General features: G+C 57.5%; 15 protein-coding genes and 1 pseudogene (1 of these 16 cut by a window edge). 9 read left to right on the forward strand and 7 right to left on the reverse strand.

The window, feature by feature from the left end:
* The 3 genes from mmsB to chvE all read right to left on the reverse strand — a co-directional run.
* Nucleotides 1–896, reverse strand: the 5' portion of a protein-coding gene (gene mmsB / locus N8E89_RS26815; protein ID WP_106665703.1) for a multiple monosaccharide ABC transporter permease. It extends 304 nt beyond the left edge of the window; only the first 896 of its 1,200 coding nucleotides appear in the window; the start codon lies at nt 894–896; its stop codon lies beyond the left edge, outside the window.
* Nucleotides 893–2,422 carry a multiple monosaccharide ABC transporter ATP-binding protein gene (gene mmsA / locus N8E89_RS26820; protein ID WP_262263585.1) on the reverse strand — a complete coding sequence of 510 codons (1,530 nt, stop codon included), beginning with the start codon at nt 2,420–2,422 and terminating at the stop codon, nt 893–895. The genes mmsB and mmsA overlap by 4 nt, the downstream gene beginning before the upstream one ends.
* A gap of 174 nt (nt 2,423–2,596) precedes the next feature.
* Nucleotides 2,597–3,652 carry a multiple monosaccharide ABC transporter substrate-binding protein gene (chvE, locus tag N8E89_RS26825; protein WP_106665701.1) on the reverse strand — a complete coding sequence of 352 codons (1,056 nt, stop codon included), beginning with the start codon at nt 3,650–3,652 and terminating at the stop codon, nt 2,597–2,599.
* 308 nt (nt 3,653–3,960) lie between these two features.
* On the opposite strand from chvE, the gene araD1 reads away from it, so the two are divergent.
* Complete coding sequence (gene araD1 / locus N8E89_RS26830) at nt 3,961–4,953, forward strand: AraD1 family protein (RefSeq protein ID WP_106665700.1); 993 nt, start codon at nt 3,961–3,963, stop codon at nt 4,951–4,953.
* Between the two features lie 19 nt (nt 4,954–4,972).
* Here araD1 and N8E89_RS26835 read toward each other — a convergent pair whose 3' ends face one another.
* The gene (locus N8E89_RS26835) at nt 4,973–5,725 is read right to left on the reverse strand and encodes a FadR/GntR family transcriptional regulator (protein WP_245448885.1); all 753 of its coding nucleotides are present in this window, start codon (nt 5,723–5,725) and stop codon (nt 4,973–4,975) included.
* A gap of 210 nt (nt 5,726–5,935) precedes the next feature.
* Between N8E89_RS26835 and N8E89_RS26840 the strand changes: the two genes are divergently transcribed.
* The 8 genes and pseudogenes from N8E89_RS26840 (at nt 5,936) to N8E89_RS26875 (ending at nt 13,944) form a co-directional block, all read left to right on the forward strand.
* Nucleotides 5,936–6,844 (forward strand): LysR family transcriptional regulator, encoded by a 909-nt coding sequence (locus N8E89_RS26840; RefSeq protein WP_106665699.1) that lies wholly within the window; start codon nt 5,936–5,938, stop codon nt 6,842–6,844.
* 127 nt (nt 6,845–6,971) lie between these two features.
* Nucleotides 6,972–8,132 carry an ABC transporter substrate-binding protein gene (locus N8E89_RS26845; RefSeq protein ID WP_106665698.1) on the forward strand — a complete coding sequence of 387 codons (1,161 nt, stop codon included), beginning with the start codon at nt 6,972–6,974 and terminating at the stop codon, nt 8,130–8,132.
* 188 nt (nt 8,133–8,320) lie between these two features.
* A pseudogene (locus N8E89_RS26850) lies at nt 8,321–9,320 on the forward strand (ABC transporter ATP-binding protein).
* Nucleotides 9,317–10,270, forward strand: coding sequence for an ABC transporter permease (locus N8E89_RS26855; RefSeq protein ID WP_262263586.1), 954 nt, complete (start codon nt 9,317–9,319; stop codon nt 10,268–10,270). The pseudogene N8E89_RS26850 and the gene N8E89_RS26855 overlap by 4 nt, the downstream one beginning before the upstream one ends.
* Nucleotides 10,260–11,075 carry an ABC transporter permease gene (locus N8E89_RS26860; RefSeq protein WP_262263587.1) on the forward strand — a complete coding sequence of 272 codons (816 nt, stop codon included), beginning with the start codon at nt 10,260–10,262 and terminating at the stop codon, nt 11,073–11,075. The genes N8E89_RS26855 and N8E89_RS26860 overlap by 11 nt, the downstream gene beginning before the upstream one ends.
* A gap of 21 nt (nt 11,076–11,096) precedes the next feature.
* Nucleotides 11,097–12,524, forward strand: a complete 1,428-nt coding sequence (locus N8E89_RS26865) for a gamma-aminobutyraldehyde dehydrogenase (protein WP_262263588.1) — start codon at nt 11,097–11,099, stop codon at nt 12,522–12,524.
* A gap of 62 nt (nt 12,525–12,586) precedes the next feature.
* Nucleotides 12,587–13,192 (forward strand): sulfite oxidase-like oxidoreductase, encoded by a 606-nt coding sequence (locus N8E89_RS26870; RefSeq protein ID WP_262263589.1) that lies wholly within the window; start codon nt 12,587–12,589, stop codon nt 13,190–13,192.
* Nucleotides 13,193–13,194: 2 nt separating this feature from the next.
* Nucleotides 13,195–13,944 (forward strand): ferredoxin reductase, encoded by a 750-nt coding sequence (locus tag N8E89_RS26875; RefSeq protein WP_262263590.1) that lies wholly within the window; start codon nt 13,195–13,197, stop codon nt 13,942–13,944.
* 6 nt (nt 13,945–13,950) lie between these two features.
* Here N8E89_RS26875 and N8E89_RS26880 read toward each other — a convergent pair whose 3' ends face one another.
* Genes N8E89_RS26880 through N8E89_RS26890 form a run of 3 tightly spaced genes read right to left on the reverse strand, consistent with a single transcriptional unit; the run spans nt 13,951 to nt 16,765 of the window.
* Complete coding sequence (locus tag N8E89_RS26880) at nt 13,951–15,024, reverse strand: ABC transporter ATP-binding protein (RefSeq protein WP_262263591.1); 1,074 nt, start codon at nt 15,022–15,024, stop codon at nt 13,951–13,953.
* Between the two features lie 26 nt (nt 15,025–15,050).
* On the reverse strand, nt 15,051–15,875 hold the full coding sequence (locus N8E89_RS26885; RefSeq protein ID WP_106665690.1) for a carbohydrate ABC transporter permease: 825 nt from the start codon (nt 15,873–15,875) through the stop codon (nt 15,051–15,053).
* A gap of 11 nt (nt 15,876–15,886) precedes the next feature.
* Nucleotides 15,887–16,765 carry a carbohydrate ABC transporter permease gene (locus N8E89_RS26890; RefSeq protein ID WP_245448890.1) on the reverse strand — a complete coding sequence of 293 codons (879 nt, stop codon included), beginning with the start codon at nt 16,763–16,765 and terminating at the stop codon, nt 15,887–15,889.
* Nucleotides 16,766–16,822: the final 57 nt, after the last annotated feature.

Below are 16,822 nucleotides of genomic sequence, written 5' to 3' on the forward strand. Positions count from 1 at the left end.
AAGGTCAGGAAGGTCAGCCGTTCGGTCTTGATACCGGAAAGCTTCGCTGCCTTCTCATTGCCGCCCATCGCGTAGATGCGCCGGCCAACCGTCATGCGCTTGGTGACGAAGACGAACAGCGCAATCAGGATCGACATGACGATCAGGACATTCGGCAGCCCTTTATAGGAGGACAGCAGATAGGTGAGGAACAGCACGATACCGGCGATGATCAGGTTCTTGGCGACAAAGAGTGCAAAGGGCTCGCCCTCATAACCATGCTTCTCCCGCTTGGCCCGGCCGCGCACACTGAAATAGATCATCAGCGCCACGAGGATGATGCCGACGAGCATCGAGGTGATATTGAAGCCGGGATAGGCGAAAAAGTCGGGAATGAAGCCGGAACTCAGCAACTGGAATTGCGGCGGGAATGGACCGACGGACTGGCCGCCCAGCAGCCACAGCGCCAGCCCGCGGAACACGAGCATGCCGGCCAGGGTGACGATGAACGAAGGTATCTTGTGATAGGCAACCCAGTAGCCTTGGGCCGCGCCAATGGCGCCGCCCATGACGAGGCAAAGAATCGTCGCCGGGATGTAGTGGATTTGCCATCGCACCATCATGACGGCGGCAAGCCCACCGATGAATCCGGACACCGAGCCAACCGAAAGGTCAATGTGCCCAGCCACAATCACCAGCAGCATGCCGAGAGCCATGATGATGATGTAGCTGTTCTGCAATACCAGATTGGTCAGGTTGACCGGCCTGAACAACACACCATTGGTGGTGAACTGGAAGAAGAGCATGATCAGAATGAGTGCCAGCACCAGACCGTATTCGCGGTAGTTGCCTTTCAGCGCGGATCCGTCCGTCTTGAAGTCTTTTTTCCCTTGGGTTGCTGCGGTTTCAATAGTCATGATGCTTTCCCTTCAGCACGGATAATGGCGCGCATGATTTTTTCCTGGCTGGCTTCGCTGGCCGGCATTTCGCCGACAAGCCTGCCCTGGTTCATCACATAGATCCGGTCGCAGACGCCGAGCAGCTCTGGCATTTCCGACGAGATCATCAGCACGCTTTTGCCTTCGCTTACCAGTTGGTTGATGATCGTATAGATTTCGTATTTTGCGCCGACGTCGATGCCGCGTGTCGGCTCGTCAAGAATCAGCAGATCCGGATTGGCAAACAGCCATTTCGACAGGACAACCTTCTGCTGGTTGCCACCGGAAAGGTTTCCGGTCTTCTGATAGATGCTCGATGAACGGATATTGGTCTTGCGGCGATATTCGTTCGCCACCCTCAGTTCCGCCATGTCATCAAGCACGCCATTGTGCGAAACGCCGCCAAGATTGACGATCGTGGCATTGTGCTTGATATGGTCGATCAGATTGAGGCCGAAGGTCTTGCGATCTTCCGTGACATAGGCGATGCCGTTGTCGATCGCCTTGCCGATGGTCGAGACGTCAGCTTTCTGACCCTTGATGAACACCTCGCCGCTGATCTTGCGTCCGTAGGCCTTGCCAAAGACGCTCATCGCAAATTCAGTACGCCCGGCGCCCATGAGCCCGGCGATGCCGACGACCTCGCCCTTGCGGACATTGAGGTTGATGCCATTGATGACGGTGCGATCGCTGTGGATATGGTGATGGACCACCCAATCCTTCACCTCGAACACGACCTCGCCAATATTGGGTTCACGCTGCGGAAAGCGGTCGGCCAGCTGACGCCCGACCATGGACGTAACAATCCTGTCTTCCGAAATCTCGCCCTTGTCGAGGGTTTCGATCGTAGCGCCATCGCGCAGCACCGTAATGCGGTCCGCAACCTTCCCGACTTCGTTCAGCTTGTGCGAAATCAGGATCGAAGAAATGCCATGGGCCTTGAACTCGAGGAGCAGGGCCAGCAATGCGCCGCTGTCCTTTTCGTTGAGGCTTGCCGTCGGCTCATCGAGGATGAGAAGCTCGACTTCCTTCGATAGCGCCTTGGCAATCTCCACCAGTTGCTGCTTGCCCACACCGAGATTGGTGATCAACGTCAGCGGATCTTCTTTCAAGCCGACTTTGGCGAGGAGTTCACGAGTGCGGTTTTCCGCAACGTGCCAGTCAATGACACCGAATTTCGCGGGTTCATTGCCGAGGAAGATATTCTCGGCAATGGACAGGAGCGGAACCAGCGCCAGCTCCTGATGGATAATGATGATGCCCTGCTTTTCACTATCGCCAATGTCGCGAAAGTGCTGCTCCTGACCGTTGTAGAAGATTTCGCCCTCATAGCTGCCATGCGGATAAACACCGCTCAGCACTTTCATCAGGGTCGACTTTCCGGCGCCGTTCTCACCCACCAGAGCGTGAATTTCGCCTTTACGCACATCGAGGTTGACATTGTTCAGCGCCTTCACACCAGGAAACGTCTTGGTGATGTTGCGCATTTCGAGGATGGTTTCCATCGAGATCCTCATCGACGCGTCTGCAGCAATATTGCCTGCTGGGGCGTCGTTTCCTTCTGCAATTTATATTTGGCTCTGCGCCCTTGCGCCACCGAAAACATTTTCCGGCAAGCCCCTATCGACATGGCAACGAACCCTGCGCGGTAAACGCAGGGTTCGGCATTGATCAAAGTCCTACTTGATCTGGTCTTCCGTATAGTAGCCGCCGCCAATCAGGATTTCTTTCCAGTTGGTCTTGTCGACTTCGACGGGCTTCAGCAGGTAGGACGGAACCACCTTGACACCATTGTTATAGGTCTTGGTGTCGTTGATCTCCGGCTCTTCACCCTTGAGAACCTTGTCGATGAGGTTGGCCGTTACCTTGGCCAGTTCACGCGTGTCCTTGTAGATCGTCGAGTACTGCTCACCGGCAATGATCGACTTGACCGAAGGCACTTCGGCATCCTGTCCGGATACGAACGGGAATGGCTGGTCGGCCGTGCCGTAGCCGACACCGCGCAGCGACGAAAGGATGCCGATCGACAGACCGTCATAGGGCGAAAGGACGGCATGGACCTTCTTGTCGGTATAATACGCCGACAGGAGGTTATCCATACGCGCCTGGGCAACAGCACCATCCCAACGCAGCGTACCGACCTTGTCCATGCCGGTCTGACCGGACTGGACAACAAGCTTGCCGCTGTCGATCAGGGGCTGCAGGACGGACATGGCGCCATCGTAGAAGAAGAAGGCGTTGTTATCGTCAGGTGAACCGCCGAACAGTTCGATGTTGAACGGGCCTTTTGCCTCCGGAAGACCAAGAGCCTTCACGAGCGAACCTGCTTGCAGGACACCCACCTGGAAGTTGTCGAAGGTGGTGTAGTAGTCGACATTGGCAGAGTCGCGGATAAGGCGATCATAGGAGATGACCTTGATGCCGGCATCGTGCGCCTGCTGCAGAACGTTCGACAGGGTCGTGCCGTCAATGGCGGCGATCACCAGAACCTTGACACCTTTGGTGACCATGTTCTCGATCTGCGCGAGCTGATTTGGAATGTCGTCTTCCGCATACTGCAGATCGGTGCTGTAGCCGCGTTCCTTCAGTGCCTTGACCATGTTATCGCCATCGGCAATCCAGCGCGCCGACGACTTGGTCGGCATGGAAATGCCGACGGAGCCCTTGTCCTGAGCGAAGGTCTGCGTACCCATCACACCAAGTGCGATCAATCCCGCGGCAAATAGTTTGAGCATTTTCACGTCTGTTCCTCCCAGTTTTCAATCATGTCCGATGCTATATCGTCGGCTGCGACCGATATTCCTGCACCGAACCAGTTCCTCCCAGAGCGGGGTCGCTTCAACGTCTATCCGAAAAGTATGACTTTTGGAATAGGGCTTTCGCTACGTTGTGGAAATCACCCACGCCCGCTGGTTCCGCCCTTGGCCACTTCCGCCAAAGACCGTTTACATCAATATAATACTATTATACTATTTTTGAAAAGAGTGGTTCTCGCGCTTGCGGGGGCGATAATTCATATACCCAAAAATCCGGGAGGAAAGCCTTGAATCTGGTTCAGTTGACGAATGCCAATGGAAAGCGGCAGGTCGCCGTACGTGTTGGTGACGAATTCCGGCAGGTGAAGCGTACACGATCCGTACTTGAGCTGGCGCACGCGGCGATCGAAGCGAAGACCGGCATCGCGAACATCGTGGAAAGCCGTGGAGTTGGCAAGAAACTGGATATCGCCACTGCCTATGCGGAAGGCCGCCTGCTTCCACCGGTCGACACGCACGACCCGGCGCACATTCATCTGACCGGTACGGGTCTGACACATCTCGGATCGGCGGCGACGCGCGATGCCATGCACCGCAAGATCGGCGACGCCCAGGAAGAAACCCTGACCGATTCGATGAAGATGTTCCGCATGGGTCTGGAGAGCGGAAAGCCGAAGAAGGGCCAGACCGGCGTCCAGCCCGAATGGTTCTACAAGGGCAATGGGTCCATGTTGACCGGCCCCGGGCAGCCGTTGCTATCGCCAGCTTTTGCCGATGATGCCGGCGAAGAACCGGAGATCGCGGGTATCTATGTGATCGGCCCGGATGGTTCGCCCTTCCGCATCGGCTTCACACTCGCCAACGAATTTTCCGACCACGTGATGGAACGTGTCAATTATCTCTACCTCGCTCATTCAAAGCTGCGGCCCTGCTCGGTTGGTCCCGAATTGATCGTCGGCGATCTTCCCGCCGATATCCGGGGGGCTTCCCGTATCGTGCGCAAGAACAAGACCATCTGGGAAAAGCCCTTCCTTTCGGGCGAAGACAACATGTCCCACACGATCGCCAATCTCGAACATCATCACTTCAAATATGCAGTGTTCCGCCAACCCGGCGATGTTCATGTCCATATGTTTGGCACCGCAACGCTCTCTTTTGCCGATGGTGTGAAAGCAGAGAATGGCGACGTGTTCGAGATTGAAGCGCCTGCCTTTGGCTTACCGCTGCGTAACCCGCTCAAGGTCGAAAAGCCGTTGAAGGTTAAAGTGACCGCCCTTTGATTTCGCGTGCCGGCCGGATCTAGGCTTCTCTGGCCTGGCCGGCCGTCAGCACCCGTTCGGCGCCCTCGCGAATAACGACACGCATGGCTTCCTTGGCCGCTTCTGCGTCGCCGGCCTTGATCGCGTCGGCGATTGCCGCGTGCCTTGCAACCGAGCGGACGTGGCTTTCGGAGTTTGGTATCGGCGAACTGATTGTGAAGGTGGTGACCAGCGCCACTTCGATCAGGGCACTGATCGAACGCATGAACGGATTCCCGGAAGCATCGGCAATTCCGATGTGGAACTGCAGATCGCTATAGACGAATTCCTGGGCGGACTCACGCGCGCTCCCCATGCGCGCAACCCAATGATACAGCTTCTCGAGTTGCGCGTCGGTTCGCCGGAGCGCCGCGAGGCCAGCTGCTTCAGGCTCCAGCGCAAGGCGCATTTCGACGATGCTGGACAAAAAATGCGCGCTTGCTCCCGCTTCGAAGTGCCAGACGAGAATATCAGGATCGAAGAGGTTCCAATGCGAGCGCTCCAGCACGCGCGTGCCGATCTTGGCCTTTGGTTGGATCAAGCCCTTGGCCGCGAGCGTCTTCAACGCCTCGCGCAGCACCGTTCTCGATACGCCGAATCGCTCGAGCAATTCCGCGTCGCCAGGCAGAATGCTGTTTTCGGGATAGGCACCACTGATGATCTTAAGCCCGAGATCGCGCATGACATGGCCATGGTGTGTCCGCGATTGGCCCGCCGTGCGAAAATCGTAATGGGTGAGCTCGTTGCCTGCCAACTCTTTGCCTGCTATCTGCTTGTATGTCTGGGGAGCCCGGCCAACAATCGCCGTCGCTTGAAGCGATACGGCTCTGCCTCCCTGCCTGCCTCCCAACCTCTGCACACTATTTATAATATAATAATATCAATAACAATGTGCAAAGCTCGATTGCCTGCATGAATAACCCGCCCGCTTGCCAATTTAGCCCGACGCAGTGTTAAGTCAGGCATGGCATTCACACTCCGGCAGTTGCAATATTTCGTCGCCGTCGCAGAGCAAGGCTCGATTACGCGTGCCGCGCAAAACCTGTCGATTTCACAGTCGTCGATCACCGAGGCAGTGAAGGAACTTGAAAGCGATCTCGGGGTTGAACTCTTCGAGCGTCATCCGCGCGGGCTTGACATCACCTATAACGGCCATCAGTTCCTGCGGCATGCCACGAAGATCCTGGCTGGTGTTTCAGATGCCCGCCGGTCTTTTTCCGCAGAAACGCCCAAACCGGCGGGCAAGCTCAACCTGGGTGTCACTTCGCTGGTGGCCGGTTACGTATTGTCCGACCTTCTGGCCCGATTTCGCCGTGCCAGCCCGGGCGTCGAGGTAAGCGCTATTGAGGACAACGGCTCTTACCTCGAGCACCTTTTGGTTGGCGGTGAGCTGGATGTGGCGGTGATGGTGATCTCGAACTTGCGTGACCGCATGGCGCTGCAGGCGGAAATCATCGAGACATCACCATACAGACTCTGGCTGCCGCTTGGTCATCCGCTGGTCAGCGCTGACATTATCTCTGTCAACGATATCGCAAGTGAACCCTTGATCATGCTGACGGTCGATGAAATCGAGGAAGATACCGGCAAGCTACTGACCGCGCTTGGTGCGCGTCCGCATGTTGCCTTCCGCACGCGCTCGGTCGAAGCCGTGCGCAGCCTGGTCGCCACGGGTGCTGGCATCGCGCTCCTGCCGGATCTTGTTTATCGCCCTTGGTCGCTTGAAGGTGACCGCATCGAGAGCCGCGATGTTTCCGGTGCTCTGCCTGTCGTGCAAGTCGGCATGGTCTGGCGGAAAGGTTCCAGTCTTCCACAGTCGGCACGTGATTTTGTTGGTATCGCCGAAGCTCTCCGCAGCGGCCGCGGCCGTTAGAATAATGCGATATCGGAAATTCCGATATCAGCCTTCTCATAAATGAATTTGCGAATGCGGAGAAATAAAGGCACTCTGACCTCCGGGAACACAGGCCGCAAAATGCGACCAAAACGGGAGAATTGAGATGAAGCAGATTCTGAAATCCTGCACGGCACTGACGCTGTCCCTCGCCTTCACGACACAAGTCCTCGCTCAGGAAGCTTTGAAGGAACTCGGCAAAGGCGAAGGCGAACTCTCCATTGTCGCGTGGCCCGGCTACATCGAACGCGGCGACACCGACAAGGCTTACGACTGGGTTACGGGTTTCGAGAAAGAGACGGGCTGCAAGATCAGCGTCAAGACTGCTGCCACATCGGATGAGATGGTGGCGCTGATGAATGAAGGCGACTTCGATCTTGTCACCGCATCCGGCGATGCTTCGCTCCGTCTCGTCGCCGGCAAACGCGTGCAACCGATCAACACCGATCTCATACCAAGCTGGAAGACTCTCGACGAACGCATGCAGAAAGCGCCTTGGCATACGGTCAAGGATGTGCACTACGGCGTGCCCTATGTCTGGGGTCCGAACGTGCTGATGTACAATACGGATGCCTTCAAGGATAAGGCGCCAACCAGCTGGAACGTCGTGTTCGAGGAGATGACCCTGCCGGACGGCAAGTCGAACAAGGGGCGAATACAGGCTTACGACGGCCCGATTCACATTGCCGACGCCGCCAACTACCTGATGTTCCACAAGCCGGAGCTTGGCATCAAGAACCCATACGAGCTCAACGAAGACCAATACAAGGCGGCGCTTGATCTCCTGCGTGTGCAGCGGACCCTCGCCGGACGCTACTGGCACGATGCGATGATCCAGATCGACGATTTCAAGAATGAAGGTGTGGTGGCTTCCGGTTCCTGGCCGTTCCAGGTCAATTTGCTGAAAGCGGAGAAGAAGCCCATCGCATCGGTTGTCCCCGAGGAAGGCGCCACGGGATGGGCTGATACGACCATGCTGCATGCCGACAGCCCGCATCCGAACTGCGCCTATATGTGGATGGAGCATTCCCTTTCGACGAAGGTCCAGGGCGATGTTTCTGCCTGGTTCGGCGCTAATCCTTCGGTCGGAGCAGCCTGCAAGGGCAATGAACTCCTGACCGATGAAGGCTGCGCAACCAATGGCTACAATGATTTCGACAAGATCAAGTTCTGGAGAACCCCAGTGTCGAAGTGCGAAAGTCAAAGCGAGTGTGTTCCCTATCACCGCTGGGTCTCGGACTATATCGGTGTGATCGGCGGACGGTGAGTTTTCGCGGGTACTCTCCATGCCCTCCCCCTTGTGGGGTGGGGGCTGCGAAGCAGCAGGGAGGGACAATTTGAAAATACGCTCGGCTTTGCAACATTAGTATACTTTTAACAACCCCCTCCCCGGACCTGCGGTCCGTCCCTCCCCCTCAGAGGGAGGGTTGGAGGCGGATCACCCTGGAGCAAACCATGACCGCCGTCCTCTTCGAGAATGTATCGCGCCACTTCGGTGCCGTGCGTGCCGTGGATGCAGTCGACCTTGCCATAGCCGAGGGCGAATTCTTCGCCATGCTCGGTCCATCGGGTTCTGGCAAGACTACTTGCCTTCGATTGATGGCAGGGTTCGAACAGCCAACCGGCGGGCACATCGAGATATTCGGTGAAACAGCGGAAGGCGTGCCGCCTTACCGCCGTAGCGTCAACACGGTATTTCAGGATTATGCGCTGTTCCCGCACTTGAATATCCTCGACAATGTCGCCTATGGCCTGATGGTCAAGGGCGTCGGGAGGGGAAGAACGGCGCAAGGCAGCGGAAGACGCTCTCGCCATGGTGAAGCTGCCCGGCTACGGAACCCGCCGCCCGGGCCAGCTTTCGGGTGGCCAGCGCCAGCGTGTTGCGCTCGCCCGCGCATTGGTCAACAAACCGAAAGTTCTGCTTCTGGACGAGCCGCTCGGCGCCCTCGATCTGAAACTGCGCGAGCAGATGCAGGAAGAGCTCAAATCCCTGCAGAAAACCCTCGGCATTACGTTTGTCTTCGTCACACATGATCAAGGTGAAGCACTGTCGATGGCCGACCGCATAGCCGTGTTCAACGACGGCAAGATTCAACAGCTGGGTACACCGGAAGAGGTCTACAAGCAGCCGCGAACCCGTTTTGTCGCCGATTTCGTCGGCTCCTCCAATGTCCTGCCACCAGAATTTGTCAAACAACTGGGCGCTGCAAACCAATATGCCAGCCTTCGGCCCGAGGCGATTACGCTGGGTCGTGGCGGCGATGGCAAGCTGGCCCTCGATGGAACGGTGCTGTCGCGCAGTTTCCTCGGTGCCGCCAATCGCGTGCTTGTCAGTGTCAACGGCACGAAGATTAACGTCATGAGTCCGGCAACGGCCTCGATCCCCGCTGAAGGCAATCCAGTCACATTGAGCTTCGATCGTGCCGACTTGCATTTGATGGATCAGGCGTCATGAGCGCGATCGTCGAACAACGATCGATTCTCCCGGATCGCGGCAGCCTAACCAGCCGCGTCTCGGATTTCCTCTGGAAGCACCCCCATGTGCTTCTTACTATTTTACTTGCGCCGCCGCTTCTCTGGCTGGGTGTCATCTATCTCGGTTCGTTGTTCGCGCTGCTGCTGCAGAGCTTTTTCTCAATCGACGACTATTCCGGGCTGATCAACTATGAATTCACGCTCGCGACGTACAGACAGCTTCTGAACGAAGCCAATTTCGACATCATCGTGCGGACAGTGTCGATGGCTGCTATCGTGACGCTGGTCTCGGCTGTCATTGCCTTTCCGATCGCCTATTATGCCGCCCGCTACGCCCGGGGAAAATGGAAGGTGTTCTTCTATCTCGGTGTCATGCTGCCGCTCTGGTCGAGCTACCTCGTCAAGATCTACGCCTGGAAGCTCATCCTTGCCAAGGAAGGTATCCTGACCTGGCTCTTAACCAAGCTCAATCTGCTCTGGCTGCTCGACGCCTGGCTATCGCTCCCCGTCATCGGCGGCAATTCCCTTTCGGTGAGCTACACCGGCACGTTCATCGTCTTCGTCTATGTGTGGATGCCGTTCATGATCCTGCCGATCCAGGCAGCGCTTGAGCGCGTCCCGACCAACCTCATCGAAGCGTCCTCCGATCTTGGCGCCACCCCGCAACAGACCTTCCGGCACGTGCTGTTTCCGCTGGCCCTGCCTGGCATTGTGGCCGGATCCATCTTCACTTTCTCGCTGACCCTCGGCGACTATATCATCCCGCAGATCATCGGTTCCTCACGGCTGTTCATCGGCCAGGCGGTCTATGCCCAGCAAGGGACGGCCGGGAACATCCCGCTGGCTGCGGCCTTCACGGTCGTACCCATCGTGATCATGGGCCTCTATCTGTGGGGGGCAAGACGAATGGGGGCTTTCGATGCGCTCTGATCGCTCCAACACTGCACCCCTGGGTCTGAAGATGGCTGCGGCTGGCGGGCTGCTCTTCCTCCACCTGCCACTGCTGCTTATCTTCCTCTATGCCTTCACCACCGAGGAAAAGAGCTATCAGTTTCCGCCGCCCGGACTGACGTTGAAATGGTTTGCGGTGACATGGGACAGACCCGATGTGTGGCAAGCCCTGTCATTATCGGTGCGCGTGGCTTCGATTTCGACAGTCATCGCGCTTGCCCTTGGAACACTCTGCGCTGCAGCCGTCAGCCAGACCCGCTTCTTTGGCCGCGAGACCATTTCGCTGCTGGTCATCCTGCCCATCGCCCTCCCCGGCATTATCACCGGCATTGCCCTGCGTTCGGCGTTCAGCCTGGCGGATATTCCCTTCTCGTTCTGGACCATCGTTCTTGGCCACGCGACCTTCTGCATTGTCGTTGTCTACAACAATGCCGTGGCGCGCTTCCGCCGCGTCTCCGGTTCGCTGATGGAAGCGTCGATGGATCTTGGCGCGAACGGATTCCAGACCTTCCGTTATATCATTCTGCCGAATATCGGCACCGCACTGCTGGCTGGCGGCATGCTGGCCTTCGCGCTGTCGTTCGATGAGGTCATCGTGACCACTTTCACCGGCGGGCAACAGTCGACTCTGCCCATCTGGATGCTGCAGGAGCTTATCCGCCCGCGCCAGAGACCCGTAACCAATGTGGTGGCGATGGTCGTGGTAATCGTGACCTTCCTGCCCATTCTCGCAGCCTACTACCTTACTCGCGACGGCGACCAGATTGCCGGCTCGGGCAAATAATCAATCTTGGGAGAACATGCCATGGATACGAAATTGCTGATTGGTTCAAAGTTCGAAGCCGGAACGGAAGCCGAGGAACATGTCCTCAATCCGAAGACCGGTGCCAGGATCATTGACCTTGCCGAGGCCTCCCACAGCCAGATCGATGCAGCCGTCGACGCGGCGGAAGCAGCATTTGCCAGCTGGTCGCGCACGACCCCTGCCGAGCGATCCGGATATCTTCTGAAGATCGCCGACGCCATCGAGAAGCATGCGGACGATTTCGCTGCGCTCGAAGCGCTGAATTGCGGCAAGCCGATCAATGCGGTGCGCAATGACGAACTGCCTGCGATCATCGATTGCTGGCGCTTTTTCGCCGGAGCCGTCCGCACGCTCACATCTCCGGTTGCCGGCGAGTATCTGCCCGGCCATACATCGATGATCCGCCGCGATGCCATTGGCATTGTCGGCTCGATCGCGCCCTGGAACTACCCGCTGATGATGATGGCATGGAAACTGGCGCCTGCCATCGCCGGGGGGAACACCGTCGTGTTCAAACCTTCGGAACAAACACCGCTCACTGCGTTGAAAATGGCGCGGCTGCTGGCGCACATTCTGCCGGAGGGCGTGGTCAATGTCATTCTCGGGCGCGGCGAGACGGTTGGCAATACGCTGATCAACCATCCGAAGATCGGCATGGTGTCGATCACCGGCGATATTGCCACCGGCAAGAAGGTGCTGCAGGCGGCGGCAAAGACGGTGAAACGCACGCATCTGGAACTGGGCGGCAAGGCGCCTGTCATCGTCTATAACGATGCGGACCTTGAAGCAGTCGTGAATGGTATCCGCACCTTCGGCTATTACAATGCCGGACAGGACTGTACCGCAGCATGCCGCATCTATGCGCAGGATGGCATCTACGAAAAGCTGGTTGCCGACCTGACCTCTGCCGTCTCGACCATCCGCTATAATGAGGAAGACGATACGATCAACGAGATCGGTCCGCTGATCTCGGGGCGTCAGCGTGACCGCGTGGCAAGCTTCGTCGAACGAGCGACCGAGCAGAAGCATATCGAGATAACGACCGGTGGCGGCGCAGGCAGCAAGAACGGCTTCTTCTTTCAGCCGACTGTGGTTGCGGGCGCGACCCAGGAGGATGAGATCGTCCGACGCGAAGTGTTTGGTCCCGTGGTTTCCGTAACGCGGTTCAAAGACGACGATCAGGCAGTTACCTGGGCCAATGACAGTGATTATGGCCTCGCCTCGTCTGTCTGGACGCGGGATATTTCCAAGGCGATGAAAGCTGCATCCAGCCTGCAATATGGCTGCACCTGGATCAACACCCACTTCATGTTGACCAATGAAATGCCGCATGGCGGTGTCAAGCAATCGGGCTACGGCAAGGACATGTCGGTCTATGCGCTGGAGGATTACACGGCCGTGCGTCACATCATGATCAACCACGGATAGCCAGGTTCCGGGCTTGGCGGAGACTGCCAACTGTGGTTGTATCGCATCAGGAGTGACACCTGATGACGACACGCGGCTTTACCGGCCGGCGGCAACCGCCGGAAATCACAGATCGCATCCCGCCCGGCCAGTCCCTGACCGACGATTTTCCGGTCCTGTCTGCCGGACCTACACCGCGTATCCGTACGGAAGACTGGTCCTTCACGCTCAAGGCCGGTCCCAAGCCAATCATCAAATGGGATTGGGCCGAATTCAACACTCTGGCGCAAACGAAATTTACCCGCGATATTCATTGCGTTACTGCCTGGTCGAAACTCGATACGCGCTGGCAGGGCGTATTGATTGACGATGTCCTGGCGGAAGCCGGCATAGAGCCGCCAACGGAATTCACGCTGGCGCATTCCTATGACGGCTATTCGACGAATGTGCCTGCGAAAGATCTTCTCGGGGGCAAGGCGATGATCGCCACTTATTATGATGGCAAGCCATTGACGCCGGACCATGGCGGTCCCGCGCGTCTGCTGGTCCCGCATCTCTACTTCTGGAAATCTGCAAAGTGGATCAATGGCCTGCAATTCACCACACGCGACGAACCCGGTTTCTGGGAACTGCGCGGCTACCACACCTATGGCGATCCGTGGCGCGAGCAGCGCTACACCGGCGATTGAGAATGCAGGAGCAGGCAGTCTCCGCACAGGCGAAATGGCAGAAGGCGACCATCACTGGCCTCGTCAGGCAGACACCGCGCGTTATCAGTTTCTTCTTCAGGCCGTCCCTGATCTTCCCTTACAAGCCGGGTCAGCATGTCGATGTACGCCTGAGTGCCCCCGATGGCTATCAGGCGCAGCGCAGCTATTCGATCGCGTCAGCCCCAGAAAGTGGCGGCGTGATTGAGCTTGCCATCGAGCGCCTCGATGACGGCGAAGTTTCCACTTTTTTCCATGATGTTGCGACCATCGGCGATGAGATCGAGCTGCGGGGTCCAATCGGCGGACATTTCATCTGGACCGTCGAGGATGGCGGGCCGATCCTGCTGATCGGCGGCGGCTCCGGCGTGGTGCCGCTCGTTTCAATGTTGCGCCACCGCGCCGCACAAAACGCTTCGGCGCCAGTCCTGCTGCTCTACTCGGCTCGAACATGGGACGAGCTGATCTTCCGCGAGGAGCTGCTGGCCCTCAAGCAGGAAGGCAATCGTTTCGATCTCGTGCTGACCCTGACGCGCGAACATGCGGCACATATTGCCGATTACGACCGGCGTATCGATCCGGCGATGGTCGCGGAATTGCTGCATCGCATGCCATCGCCCCCAAATCAGGTTTTTGTCTGCGGATCGAATGCCTTTGTCATCGCAGCCTCCGACGCGCTGATTGCGGCGGATGTTCCGGCCGCAATCATCCGCACCGAGCGCTACGGCGTCTAGTTTGCCCTAATTCGGCAGCGCCTTGCTGCCGATCCGTGCACCGCTCGCCGTGTCGAACAGGTGGCTGGTCGCCGGGTCAATTGCCACGTGGAGCGTGTCATTCGGCTTGATCGAAAGGCGATCGCGGAACAGGCAGGAAATCTCCTGATTGCCGATCTTGCCGACCACCATGATCTCGGAGCCCGTCGGCTCGACCACATCGACCTTCACGGGGATGCCGCTATCAGCGATCCTGATGTGTTCCGGGCGGATGCCATAGGTTGCCTCAGCAGCCGTAGGTGAGCCCGTGCCGGCTGGCAATGGCAATTTGATGCCGTCCGGCGTAACAAACGCACCACCTTCGACCTTACCCTTTATAAAATTCATTGCGGGCGAGCCGATAAACCCGGCAACGAACAAGTTGGCCGGATAATCGTAAAGGTCGAGCGGAGTGCCGATCTGTTCTACAAGACCATCCTTCATCACCACGATCTTGTCGGCCATTGTCATGGCTTCGATCTGGTCATGCGTCACATAGACGATCGTCGTGCCAAGGCGCTGATGCAAACCTTTGATCTCGCTGCGCATTTGAACGCGAAGCTTGGCGTCGAGATTGGACAGCGGTTCGTCGAACAGGAACACCTGCGGGTCACGAACGATTGCACGCCCCATGGCCACACGTTGGCGCTGACCGCCGGAAAGCTGTCGCGGAAACCGGTCCAGCAGCTTTTCCAGACCAAGGATTTCGGCCGCACGCCCAACGCGGCTCTCCTTCTCCTGCTTAGGTGCATTCTTCAGCATGAGCGCAAAGCCCATATTGTCCGCAACCGTCATGTGCGGATAGAGCGCGTAGTTCTGGAACACCATGGCGATATCGCGCTCTTTCGCCGGCAGATCGTTGACCACGCGGCTGCCGATGGCAATCTCACCGCCGGTGATTTCCTCAAGCCCGGCGATCATGCGCAGCAGTGTCGATTTCCCGCAGCCGGAAGGCCCGACGAGGATGACGAACTCACCGTCTTCGATGTCGACCGAAACGCCATGCATGACGTTGACATTGCCGTAAGTCTTGGTGACGTCCCTGATGGAGACCGAGGCCATGCGACCCTCCCTGTTCTATACCTGAATTAACCGCCCTTGACGGCACCGGCAGTAAGGCCGGCAATGATCTGGCGTTGTGCAAAGACGGTGAGCAGCAGCACCGGCAACGTCACGACGAACGCAGCAGCGGCAAGCGGCCCCCAACTGACCTGTTCGAACGACAGCATGTTATAGACGGCGACCGGCAGCGTTCGCGTTTCGCGGCTCGCGAGTACGATGCCGAAGACGAAATTGTTCCACGAGAAGATAACCGCAAGGATCAACGACACGACGATGCCGGGTTTCGCGATCGGCAGTGCGACCATACGGAATACCTGCCATGAGGTTGCGCCGTCGATCATCGCGGCTTCCTCGAGTTCCATGGGGGTGGTTTCGAAATAGCCGATCATGATCCAGATGACGATCGGGACCGTTACGACGAGATGGATGATGATCTGCGGCCAGAGCGTCCCGAGGAGGCCCAATGTCTGGAACAGCAGGAAGAGCGGGATCAGATAGGACAGACCCGGCGTCATACGCGCGATCATGACGACGATCGCCGCCTTGTCGGCACGAAGACGGGCTATACCATAGCCGGCCGGGACACCAACCAGAAGCGCCAGCAGCGTCGCGGTACCTGTCACCAGAAGGCTGTTCCAGAAATAGTGGAGGAAATCGTTGGTGGCGAAGATGTCCGTATAATTCGACCAGGCGAAATTCTCCGGAATAAAGATCGGCGGATAGGCGCCGTTGTCGATTTCGTATTTCAGCGACAGCGACAGCATCCACAAAAAGAAGAAGATTGCCGGTGAAACGATCACGAAGACGACGAAGGCTGTCCCTACGGATTTAAGCAAATTGCGGCGCGCCATGATGTGTCTCCTCAACTATTCCACTTTGTCCGCTGGCGCAGATAGAGCAGCGCGAGCGACATGGTGATGATGACGATAAAGAAGACGACGGCCAGCGCCGAGCCGTAGCCAATATCGTAATAGGCGAAGGCAACATTATAGAGATAGATGTTGATTGTCTCCGATGCCGTGCCCGGCCCTCCCTGGGTCATGGCGAAGATGATGTCGAAGCTTTTCAGCGCATCGATGGAGCGAATGATCACGGCAACCATCATGAAAGGCAGGATCATTGGCAGCGTTATATAGCGGAACTTCTGCCAGCCATTGGCGCCATCGATCTCGGCACTCTCGAAGGGATCGCGCGGCATTGCCGCCAGCCCGCCCAACACAATCAGCATCACGAGTGGCGTCCACTGCCATGTCTCGACCAGCACGAGCGACGGGATCACGGTATTCTGGTTGAATATCCATTCCTGCGGACCAATTCCGATGAACGACAGCAGATAGTTGAGCACCCCGAGCTGCGGATGGAACATCATTGTCCAGACAAGCGCAATGGCCACGGGCGTTGCCATCATCGGCATGACGAAGATCCCTCGCAGCAACCCGCGCATCGGCAGTTTGCTGTCAAAGACAAGGGCCGCAATCGTGCCGAAAAACAGGGGAGCTACAACGGAAAGGACCGTATAGAGGATCGTGTGGCTCATCGATTCCCAGAACCGCTGGTCGCCGGCCAGCCTGGCGAAATTGGCGAGGCCAACGAAGCTCTTCTCACCGCCGAGATGCCATTCATTTACGCTCATCCACAGCGTGAACACCCACGGGAAAATGATCACCGCCCCAACGATGACCAGAGCCGGAATGACGAATGGCCAATAGCTTGGCTTCAAGCGGCTCTTGCCCACTTTCATTCCGGCTTTCCGTTGTTCACTGGTCAGGGTGGTCGGGGCGGTGATTGTCATCGGATT

The organism is Phyllobacterium sp. A18/5-2 (assembly GCF_025452215.1).
Lineage (GTDB): Bacteria > Pseudomonadota > Alphaproteobacteria > Rhizobiales > Rhizobiaceae > Phyllobacterium > Phyllobacterium sophorae.